Consider the following 9,870-nt stretch of genomic DNA (forward strand, 5'->3'; position numbering starts at 1 on the left):
GTAGTTGAGACCAGATTAGCGTCGAACCCTGCTGGTCGCGAGATCTGTCCATTTGGTGCAAGTTTCAGAGTTTGGCGGTGGACTCCGCCCCGACCGGCCGCCGGGCCGGCAGCGCCATCAGCAACAGCAGGCTGAGCAGCACGTACGCGTTGCGGGCGACGAACGCGCCGAAGCTGTCGGTACGCGCCGGGGCGACCCCCCAGTCCAGGAACGTGACCACCCCGTAGATGATCACGAAGCCGGTGCCGACCGCCAGGGCGAACAACCAGCGGCGCCGCCGGACACCCTGCACCGTGTCCCGCCGAACCTCCAGCGCGGCGCCGACCAGGACCACCACCGCCGGGATGAACCAGTACAGGTGGTGGGTCCAGGTGATCGGGCTGGCCAGCCCGCCGACCAGGCCGGCCAGGGTGAGCCCGGCGAGCGCGTCCCCGGCCCGGGCGACGCGCGCGGCCCGCCACAGCCCGTACCCGATGACCACGCCGACCAGCAGCAGCCAGGTCAGCTGACTCGGCTTCTCGGGCGCGGTGATCCGGCTCAGCAGGCCGAACAACGACTGGTTGCCGGTGTAGTCGGTCCGACCCACCCGGTCGGTCGCCCACAACTCGTGGGTCCAGAACCGCCACGAGTCACTCGGCGCGAACGCTGCGGCCAGCAGGGTGGCCAGCGCCGCGGTCGCCGAGGCGACCACCGCCGCACGCCAGCGTCGGGTGGCCAGCAGGTAGAAGATGAAGATGCCCGGAAAGAGCTTGAGCGCGGCCGCCAGCCCGACACCCACCCCGCCCCAACGCCGCCCGCCGGGCACGGCGAAGAGCAGGTCTGCCAGGATCAGCACCACCAGCAGCATGTTGATCTGACCGAAGGTGAGTGTCTCCCGGGTGCTCTCCACCGCGAGGACCAGCAGGACGGCCACCGTGAGGGTGAAGAACCGGGGCAGGTCGTGCCGCTCCACCACGGGCTTCACCACCCACCGGGTCGTCACCACCACGCCGAGCACGGTCAGCGCCGTGAAGACCGCCACGGTGACGCCGAGCGGCAGCAGGGCGAACGGCCGCAGCAGCAGCGCCGCGAACGGCGGATAGGTGAAGTAGAGGGCGCCCTGCACCCGGTCCGGCTGGACGTAGTCGTAGAGCGGGTGACCGGCCGCCCACCAGTCCATCGCCCGCATGTAGATCTTCAGGTCGAAGAAGTTGTGGCCCGTGCTGGGCAGGTAGAGCGCCGGCAGCACCGCCGCGAGCGCCACCACGGTGACGAGCCGGCGGGCCGTACGGCCGCCCGGGTCGTCCTCGGTGATGGCAGGTGGTGCGACGGGTTCGGCGGGCACGGGGCAACCCTAGCGGTCCGCCTCGGCCCCGGTGCTCAAGGCGCGGGCGGTTCGGCGACGCGTAGTCTGGTCCGGTGGCTGATCTTCTCGTCTGGATCGACTGTGAGATGACCGGGTTGGACCTCGGCCGGGATGCGCTGATCGAGGTCGCCGCGCTCGTCACCGACCCCGACCTGAACGTGCTCGGGGAAGGCGTGGACGTGGTCATCCACGCCGACGAGGCGGCGTTGGACGGGATGCCGGAGATCGTGCGGACCATGCACGCCAAGTCCGGCCTCACCGAGGAGGTACGCCGCTCCACGGTCACCCTCGCCGAGGCCGAGGACATGGTGCTCGACTACGTCAGCACGTACGTCAAGGACGCCCGTAGCGCGCCGCTGTGCGGCAACTCGATCGCCACCGACCGGGGCTTCATCGCCCGGGACATGCCCCGCCTCGACGCGCACCTGCACTACCGGATGATCGACGTCTCCTCGATCAAGGAGCTCTGCCGGCGCTGGTACCCCCGGGTTTACTTCGGCCAGCCGCAGAAGGGCCTGGCCCACCGGGCCCTGGCCGACGTTCGGGAGAGCATCCGCGAGCTGGAGTACTACCGGCGCACCATCTTCGTCCCGCTGCCCGGCCCGGACGTGGAGAGCGCCAAGGCGATCGCCGCGCAGCTCTGAGCCGCCGCCGGGCGGCCGACCGGAACCCGCTGGACGGGGCCGGCAGGGGTGTGGCTATTATTAGTCCGCGCCCCGCCCGGGACGACCGGCGCGGAGAGCATGGTGGCTGTAGCTCAGTTGGCAGAGCACCGGGTTGTGGTCCCGGTTGTCGTGGGTTCAATTCCCATCAGTCACCCCAGAAGCGAAGCCCCCTCCACCGGAGGGGGCTTTCGTCATTTCTCTGCCCGGGGACACGCGGGCGGCCCCTTCCCGAAGGAGGGGGCCGCCGCGTACGGGTGGGTCAGGTGGTCGGCTCGGTGCTGGGCTCGCCCGTGGTGTCCGGGTCCGCGCTCGGGCTGCTGTCGTCGCCCGGCTGCGCCGGCGGCTCGTACGGCAGGGCGCTGCCCTTGACGTACTCGTCCCAGCTCATGTCCCAGTCGGTCCAACCGTTGCCGTCCTGGAGCTTGCGCTCGGTGCCCTTGACCGTGATCGGATCGCCGATCCGGGTGTTGGCGAAGAGCCAGGCCCCTTCCTTCATCGAGACGTTCACGCAGCCGTGCGAGACGTTGGTCCGGCCCTGCACCCCCTCGGACCAGGGGGCCGCGTGGATGAACTCACCGCCCCAGGTGAGCCGCTGGGCGTAGTCGATCTCGGTGCGGTAGCCGTCCACCGGGCCCAGCTCCTCCATGGTGTCGAAGACCGTGTGCCGCTTCTTCTCGATCACCACCATGGTGCCGCTGGACGACGGGGTCGTCTTCTTGCCGAGGCTCACCGGGATCGTCCTGATCACCTTGCCGTCCTTGGTGACCGTCATCCGCTTGGTGCGGTTCTCCACGGTCATGACGAACGCCGGGCCGATCTTGATGTCGACGGTGAGGTCGGAGCGGCCGTACCAGCCGTCGCCCAGCGGCAGCCCGCCCGCCTGCACCCGGTACGACACGGTGCTGTTGGCCTTCCAGAACACCTTCGGCCGGTAGCGCACCTCGGTGGGGCTCACCCAGTGCCAGATGCCCTCCTGGGCCGGCTTCGCGGTGACCGTCATCCGGCGCTGCACGTCATCCCGGTAGTCCTTGGGAATGGCCCGGCTGAACCTGACGATCAGTGGCATGCCCACGCCGACGACCTGGTTGTCGCCGAGGAAGCTGCTGATCCTGACCTGCTTGGCGGGCTTGGCCATGGTGGTGAAGGTGTTGGTCGCCGTCGCCGGCTTCCCGTCGTCGCCGGTCGCGGTCACCGTCGCGGTGTAGGTCTCGCCGTACTTCAGGGCGCCGTCCGGCAGCCAGCTCCCGCCGTCCTCGGCGAGCTGCCCCTCGACGGCCTTGCCGGCGGAGTCCTTGAGCTCGACTGTGGTCTCCGTCGCCTCTTTCGTGGTGAAGGTGATGGCGGTGGCGGCCGGGACGTCCTTGGCGTCGGCCTTGGGCTCCGTGATGGTGGCCGTCGCCTTCGGGGCGCTCTCGCCGGCGCTCTGCCAGCTGGACGGCTTGTCGCCGTCCTTGCTGCTCGTGCAGGCAGAGGTCAGGGCCATCGCGGCGGCGAGCATCGCGGCCGCGATCACGCGGCGCCGCCCGCCGCGCCGGACGGTGCCGGACCGGATCAGCTCGTCCTGGCTAGCTCGCATGATTCCCTCACAGTCGTGGTCCCCGATCCCATCGTTCCCTACAGACGCGCTCGTACGGATACCGGTTGCCTGAAGTGAACCGAAACACCCCGACTGCGACGTAACGATTCTGGTACGGTACGCCGCTTGGTGAGCGGGACTCGTGTCTGCCCTGGCTGCCGACGGGCGACCGGACGGCTTGGCCGAGGCCCGACGGTCCGCCCCGGCCGGCCCGCCGGACTAGAGGGCCGACTCGGCTCCGCCGTCGGGTACCGGCAGCGCGCTGCCCGCGACGAACTCCGACCAGCTCAGGTTCCAGGCCGTCCAGCCGTTGCCCGCCGCCAGCTTCCGATCGGTGCCGCGGACGGTGATCGGGTCACCGACCAGGGTCTTGCCGAAGAGCCACCGCCCGTTGGCCATCGACACGTTCACGCAGCCGTGCGAGACGTTGGTCCGGCCCTGCACCCCCTCCGACCACGGCGCGGCGTGGATGTACTCGCCACCCCAGGTGATCCGCTGGGCAAAGTCGATCTCCGTGACGTACCGGTTCCTGGCGTCCGGCTCGTCCCGCGTGTCGAAGACCGTCGACTCCTTCTTCTCCATCACCACCATCGTGCCGCTGGAGGAGGGGGTGCTCTTCTTGCCGAGGCTCACCGGCACGGTACGGATCAGCGCGCCGTTCTCGTACACGCTCATCCGCTTGGTCGCGTTGTCCACCTTCATCTCGAACGCACGGCCGATCTTGGCCGTCGCGCTCCGGTCGACGTTGCCGTAGCGGCCGTTGCTCAGCGGGATCCCGGCCAGCGCCAGCCGGACGGTGATGGTGGTGCCCGGCTTCCAGTACTCCGGCGCCCGGTAGTACGCCTGCGTGCCGTTGTCGATCCAGTGCCAGGCGCCCGGCTGCGGCGGGTCGGTCTGCACGAACATCCGCTTCTGCACCGCCGCCCGGTCCTTCTTCGGGATGCCCGGCGAGAACTCGGCGACCACCGGCATCGCCACGCCGTACGTCTTGTCGCTGAACAGGTACAGCCCCGAGCCGATCATCGACTTCGGCTTGGCCATCGTGGTGAAGGTGCTGGTCCCCTGGTGGGTCTGGCCGTCCGCGTCGGTGCCGGTGACCGTGGCGGTGTAGCGGGTGGCGTACTTGAGCGGGGCGGACGGCACCCAGGACGAGCCGTCGCGGCGCATCCGGCCGGCGACCGTCTTGCCGTTCGCGGCGGTGAGGACGACCTTCGACAGCTTCCCGCCGGGGACCGTCGCGCCGATCTCGCTGCTGACCGGGCGGCCGTCCGACCCGTCGGCCGGGCTCACCTGCAGCGGCGGCGTGGCCGACTGGGCCGGTTCGCCCGTCTGCCCGGAGGCGGAGGCGGAGGCGGTGGCGGCCGGGTCGGACTGCTGCTCGCCCGCCACGAACGCCGGCTTCTTCTGGTCGTCCCCGCACCCGGTCAGTGCCAGCGACGCTGTGAGGACCAGGGCGCCCACCATCGCCCCGGCCCGCGTGAACCTGCCCATCCCCACCCCGTTCTCGCGTGCCTGGCGCACATCGTGCCGTATCGCCGCCATCACCCTGTGCCCCTCGAGTGGCTGGTGCGGAATTTTGGGATGCTTTGCCCGTTAAGCTCGACCGAAGGGGGGAGCCCGGGATCGGATTGGAACCCAGGTCGGCGGCCGTGCTAGTGTTCTCCCCGTTGTCAGCGAGCGCCGCTAGCTCAACTGGCAGAGCAGCGGACTCTTAATCCGCGGGTTCGGGGTTCGAGTCCCTGGCGGCGCACCACTGATCAAGGCTCTGGCCGGGTGTCACACACCAGCCGGAGCCTTTTTCGCGTCTCCCTGCTTTTCGGGTGTCACCCGGGCTGCCAACCATCATGCGGGCAGGCGAGCTGCCGGCATCCAGCGCCCCGGATCGGCCGGATGCCGCGGTCGGCGGTCCCTCGGGCACACCCCGACGGCCGCGATCGCGGGCGTGTTAACGTTTCTCCCCGTTGCCACGAGCGCCGCTAGCTCAACTGGCAGAGCAGCGGACTCTTAATCCGCGGGTTCGGGGTTCGAGTCCCTGGCGGCGCACCGGTGATAGTGGCTCTGGCCTGGTGGTTCACCACCAGGCCAGAGCCGTTTTCGTGGCCGTCGTGGTGGGGCCCGGCGCGCGCACCAGCTGGCGGCCGTCACGGCAAACACGGCTGGAGGTGCGGCGCGGGCGGATCAACCAGGGGACGTGCACCGGCGGAGGTGGACCAGCACGGCGAGCACCCGTCGGTGGTCCTCGTCCGAGGCGGCCAGGCCGAGCTTGGCCATGATGGAGCTGACGTGCGCCTCGACGGTCCGGTCGGTGAGCCACAGGCGGCGGGCGATCCCGACGTTCGTACGCCCCTCGGCCATCAGCGCGAGGACCTCCCGCTCCCGGGCGGTGAGGGTGCTGAGCGGGTCGTCCGGCGGCCGGTGGCCGATGAGCCGGGTGACCACCTCCGGGTCTAGTGCCGACCCACCCGCCGCCACTCGCCGCAGGGCGTCGAGGAAGTCGTCGACGTCGAGGACGCGGTCCTTGAGCAGATACCCGAACCGCCCGCTGGCGACCAGATCCACCGAGTGCCGGGTCTCGATGTGCTGGGAGAGCAGCACGATGCCGAGTCCCGGGTGGCGCGTGCGGATCTGACGTGCCGCGCGGGCGCCGTCGTCGGTGTGGTCAGGCGGCATCCGTACGTCGATGATGGCCAGGTCAGGCACGGCTTCGTCGGTGGCGACCAGCAGGCTCGGGGCGTCGACCGCCTTGCCGACCACCTCGTGCCCGGCGTCGGCGAGCAACCGGGCCAGCCCTTCGCGGAACAGCGTCGAGTCCTCGCCGATCACGATCCGCACGGCAGCACCGCCTCGACGAGCGTCCCGTCGCCGGGTTGGCCGGCCACGGTGAGCGCGCCCCCCGCGGCGGCCACCCGGTCGCTGATGCCCGCCAGCCCGCCGCCGGGCCGCATCCGGGCCCCGCCGACGCCGTCGTCGCGGATCGTCACGGTCAGCCGGTCGTCCGCTCTGGACACCCGCAGGTGGATGGCGGTCGCGGTGGCGTGCTTGACCACGTTCGTCAGTGCTTCGCTGGCCACGTAGTAGGCGGTGGTGGCGAGGTCCTCGGGGACCGGCTCGGTGCAGACGTCGAGCGTGACCGACAGCGGCACGCCACGGACCAGCATCGTCAGCGCGTTGGCCAGCCCCTCGTCCAGGCTGGACGGGCGCAGCCCCTGCGCGATCTGCCGCAACTCGGCGACCGCGGTGCCCAGTTCGGCAACGGCCTGGTCGAGCAGGCCGGAGACGTCGGTTTCGGGAAGGTGCCGCTGGGCGAGCCGCAGCGCCATGCCGAGGGAGACCAGCCGTTGCTGGGCACCGTCGTGCAGGTCTCGCTCCAGCCGCAACCGCTCGGCGTACCCGGCGCGCAGCAGCCGCGCCCGGCTGGCCTCCACGTCGCGCAGGGCCCGGCGCAGCTGCAACCGCAGCCGTACCACCTCGACGAGCAGCGCGCAGGCGTCGGCGAGCTCGCGCATCAGTTCGCGGGTCGTGGTCTCACCGCGGACGAGAACGCCGATCTGCTGCCCACCCAGCTGGATCGCGGTCGCGTCACCGGCCGCCCCGAAGCCGGCCCCGGTCGCGGTGACCAGCTCGTTCGTGCCCGGCATCCGGTAACCGACACGCACCGACGGATCACGCAGCGCCTGTCGCAGTGCCTCCTCGAGCCGCTCCGGCGCCGCCTCACCGGCGTGCATCCGATCACGGAGGTCCTCGATCGCCATGAGCGCGGCCCGGCGGGCGGGATAGAGGCGACGGTCCACCTCACGCTGCAATCGGATCCGCAACGGGGACAGCGCGAGCGCGCAGAGCGCGGTGGCGCCGGCAGCGGCCACCGGCGATGAACGCCCCGCCGCCACGCCGGCGACGAACATGGCGAGCGTGTAGAAGGCCAGCAGCGCGGCGGTGACCAGGCCGTAGGTGACCGTGGCGCTCAGCGCCTTGTCCACGTCGTACAGGTCGTGGCGAAGGATGCCGACCGTGGTCGCCGTCGGGACCGCGATCAACGTCGCGGCGAGCCCGGCCACCGCGAGGTCCGGCCCGTCCAACAGCAGGTAGCTCAGCCAGCACAGCAGCAGCGTCGCGGGCAGGAACAGCGCGCCGAGCGCGAACCACTTCACCTGGGCCCGGCGGATCGGGTCGGTAGCCCGGCGGTGGCGCACCACCATCGCCGCCGCGGAGGCGACGAGCAGGGCGAGCAGCCCGGGCAGCAGCGCGATCGCGATCGGCTCCAGCACCCGCGCCAGCGCCGGTGGCGGGGTGCCGAACGCGTGGTCGACGTCCGCGAACGGCGCCGGGAACGGGGCGGGGTCGAGACCGGTGAGCACGATGAACGCTCCGGGCACCACCACCAGGCCGACGGCCACCACCCGCCATCGTCGCCCGGGCAGCAGCCGCCCGTCGGGGAAGAGCAGCATGAGCAGCGCCGCCGGCACGTAGTTGAGCATCCAGGAGCCTTGACCCGCGGTGGCCAGCAGCGGCGAAACCGGCAGCCGCCCCGGATGGTGCTCGACGACGTACGCGTAGACGTCGGTCCAGGCGACCCAGACCGCGAGCAGCCCGAAGAAGGTGAGCAGCGCACCGACCACGTTGGTCGGACGCTTGGTCGCGATCAGCACACCCAGGACCACGGACGCGGAGGCGAGCAGGCAGGCGCCGGCGAAGTAGACGACCTGGCCGCCGTCGGCGCCGACGGTCAGCAGCCAGATACCCGCGCCGACGAGCACGGCGGCGATCGCCGCCATGCCGTACGCGACCAGCCGCGCCAACGTCATTGGCTCACCGTAAGCCCTCGGCCACAGCAGCGGATACGTGCCAGCACGGAGATCGCTTCCGTACCTCCCCGCAGTCCGAGTCCCGAGCCCGCCCCGATGCCCTGCCACGGCATCCGGCCAAGACTGCTGGCCAGGACATTCGTTCAACGGAGGGCAACCGTGAAACCCAGTCGTACCTTCACCATCGGTCTCGTACTCGCCGGCCTGCTCGGCCTCGGCGATCTGGCCACCGGGCTCTTCGGCGTGGGCGGGGACGGCCAGCCGCCGCTCGCCGCGGCGGTGGTCATCACGCTGCTCGGCGCGATCACCCTCGCCGGCACCTGGTTCGCCTGGGGCGGACGGCGCGGTGGCCTCGTCACGGTGATCGTCACTCGGATCCTGTCGGGGCTGGCCGTGCTGCCGGCTTTCGGCGACGACAGCATCTCCGGGGCGAACGTCGTGCTCCTCAGCGTCGGTCTCGTGGTGACGGTCGCCGCGCTGGTGCTGATCTGGCCGGGCCTGCGCCGGCCGGCGGTGGCCGCGTCATGACCGCGACCCTCGACCGCGACGTCACGCACGCCCCGACCGACGCGCCGCGCCGCATCGGCACCGCCCTCGCGATGCTGCTCGCCCCGTGGGGATTCGTGGTCGCCAACGTCTGCTACGCCGTGGCCACCCGTAACGGTGGCAGCGACGAGACCGGTGCCGACGCCCTCGCGCTCGCCGCCGCGCATCCGGCTCCGTTACGGGCGTCGACCGTCGCGGCCATGCTCGGCTGCCTGCTCATCATCCCGGCCGCGCTCGGCGTCATCGGGTTCACCCGGCACCGGGCGAACCGGCTCGGCCTCATCGGCGGGTCACTCATGATCGGCGGGTACGTGGCCTACTTCGGCGCCGTGATGAGAGGCTACGTCGACCTGGCCATGGCCGAGCGCGGTGGCCCCACCGGCGACTACGCCGCGGTGCTGGACGCCGCGAGCGAGGCCGCGATCCCGTGGCTGCTGCTCTTCGTGGCCGGGAACCTGCTCGGCACCCTGCTGCTGGGCATCGCCCTGCTACGCGCCCGGACCGTACCGGTCTGGGCCGCAGTCGGGATCTGCTGCTGGCCGGTGCTGCACGTGACCGGCCTGATCGCCGGCACCGAATGGTTCGCGGTCGCCGGAGCCACGCTCCAGGCCGTCGGCTTCGCCGCCCTCGCCCTACGGCTGGCACGCACCGATTGACCCGCGGTAGTTCTGCGCCCCCCGGGGGGTGGGGCGCCCGCTCCGCGGCACGTGGGGGTGCGCCGCGTGACCGAATCAGGCCGGTCCGCTCGGGCCGGCCTGATTCGTTTCTCGCAAACCCGACGGCGGCGTCCGCACCTCCCATGGCGCTCGATCCACGATCGTGCCCGTCTGAACGGCCCATGCCTCGGTGTCCGGTTCCGGGTGGCCCGGCCGCATTCGTAGCCCGGAATGGTGGGCGGCTCGGGGTCGTTGAAGATGACTGCACGACCGAGGAGGA

At 71.2% G+C, this 9,870-nt stretch carries 8 protein-coding genes and 3 tRNA genes; 6 read left to right on the plus strand and 5 right to left on the minus strand.

What is annotated here, in order from left to right:
• Nucleotides 1–64 precede the first annotated feature (64 nt).
• The gene (locus tag ACNAVT_RS30765; RefSeq protein ID WP_416301393.1) at nucleotides 65–1,324 is read right to left on the minus strand and encodes a glycosyltransferase 87 family protein; all 1,260 of its coding nucleotides are present in this window, start codon (nucleotides 1,322–1,324) and stop codon (nucleotides 65–67) included.
• Between the two features lie 74 nt (nucleotides 1,325–1,398).
• On the opposite strand from ACNAVT_RS30765, the gene orn reads away from it, so the two are divergent.
• Both orn and ACNAVT_RS30775 read left to right on the plus strand, forming a co-directional pair.
• Entirely contained in the window at nucleotides 1,399–1,989 is a 591-nt protein-coding gene (orn, locus tag ACNAVT_RS30770) for an oligoribonuclease (protein WP_416301395.1), read from the plus strand.
• Between the two features lie 102 nt (nucleotides 1,990–2,091).
• Nucleotides 2,092–2,167 (plus strand) — tRNA-His (locus tag ACNAVT_RS30775).
• Between the two features lie 102 nt (nucleotides 2,168–2,269).
• Here ACNAVT_RS30775 and ACNAVT_RS30780 read toward each other — a convergent pair.
• Both ACNAVT_RS30780 and ACNAVT_RS30785 read right to left on the minus strand, forming a co-directional pair.
• On the minus strand, nucleotides 2,270–3,586 hold the full coding sequence (locus ACNAVT_RS30780) for an Ig-like domain-containing protein (protein ID WP_416301397.1): 1,317 nt from the start codon (nucleotides 3,584–3,586) through the stop codon (nucleotides 2,270–2,272).
• Nucleotides 3,587–3,805: 219 nt separating this feature from the next.
• Nucleotides 3,806–5,077 (minus strand): Ig-like domain-containing protein, encoded by a 1,272-nt coding sequence (locus ACNAVT_RS30785; protein ID WP_416301399.1) that lies wholly within the window; start codon nucleotides 5,075–5,077, stop codon nucleotides 3,806–3,808.
• A gap of 186 nt (nucleotides 5,078–5,263) precedes the next feature.
• Between ACNAVT_RS30785 and ACNAVT_RS30790 the strand changes: the two genes are divergently transcribed.
• Together ACNAVT_RS30790 and ACNAVT_RS30795 are read left to right on the plus strand one after the other, a co-directional pair.
• Nucleotides 5,264–5,339: transfer RNA gene (locus ACNAVT_RS30790), tRNA-Lys, on the plus strand.
• A 217-nt stretch (nucleotides 5,340–5,556) separates the two neighbouring features.
• Nucleotides 5,557–5,629, plus strand: a tRNA-Lys gene (locus tag ACNAVT_RS30795).
• A 135-nt stretch (nucleotides 5,630–5,764) separates the two neighbouring features.
• Here ACNAVT_RS30795 and ACNAVT_RS30800 read toward each other — a convergent pair.
• Together ACNAVT_RS30800 and ACNAVT_RS30805 are read right to left on the minus strand one after the other, a co-directional pair.
• The gene (locus ACNAVT_RS30800) at nucleotides 5,765–6,418 is read right to left on the minus strand and encodes a response regulator (RefSeq protein WP_416301400.1); all 654 of its coding nucleotides are present in this window, start codon (nucleotides 6,416–6,418) and stop codon (nucleotides 5,765–5,767) included.
• Nucleotides 6,406–8,388 carry a sensor histidine kinase gene (locus ACNAVT_RS30805; RefSeq protein ID WP_416301402.1) on the minus strand — a complete coding sequence of 661 codons (1,983 nt, stop codon included), beginning with the start codon at nucleotides 8,386–8,388 and terminating at the stop codon, nucleotides 6,406–6,408. The genes ACNAVT_RS30800 and ACNAVT_RS30805 overlap by 13 nt, the downstream gene beginning before the upstream one ends.
• A 159-nt stretch (nucleotides 8,389–8,547) precedes the next feature.
• Between ACNAVT_RS30805 and ACNAVT_RS30810 the strand changes: the two genes are divergently transcribed.
• Both ACNAVT_RS30810 and ACNAVT_RS30815 read left to right on the plus strand, forming a co-directional pair.
• Nucleotides 8,548–8,916 (plus strand): hypothetical protein, encoded by a 369-nt coding sequence (locus tag ACNAVT_RS30810; RefSeq protein ID WP_416301403.1) that lies wholly within the window; start codon nucleotides 8,548–8,550, stop codon nucleotides 8,914–8,916.
• A complete protein-coding gene (locus ACNAVT_RS30815) occupies nucleotides 8,913–9,590 on the plus strand; it encodes a hypothetical protein (protein ID WP_416301404.1) in 678 nt (225 codons plus the stop codon). Before ACNAVT_RS30810 ends, ACNAVT_RS30815 begins: the two co-directional genes overlap by 4 nt.
• The last annotated feature ends 280 nt before the right edge of the window (nucleotides 9,591–9,870 follow it).

The organism is Micromonospora sp. SL4-19 (genome assembly GCF_047921475.1).
Taxonomy (GTDB): Bacteria; Actinomycetota; Actinomycetes; order Mycobacteriales; family Micromonosporaceae; genus Micromonospora.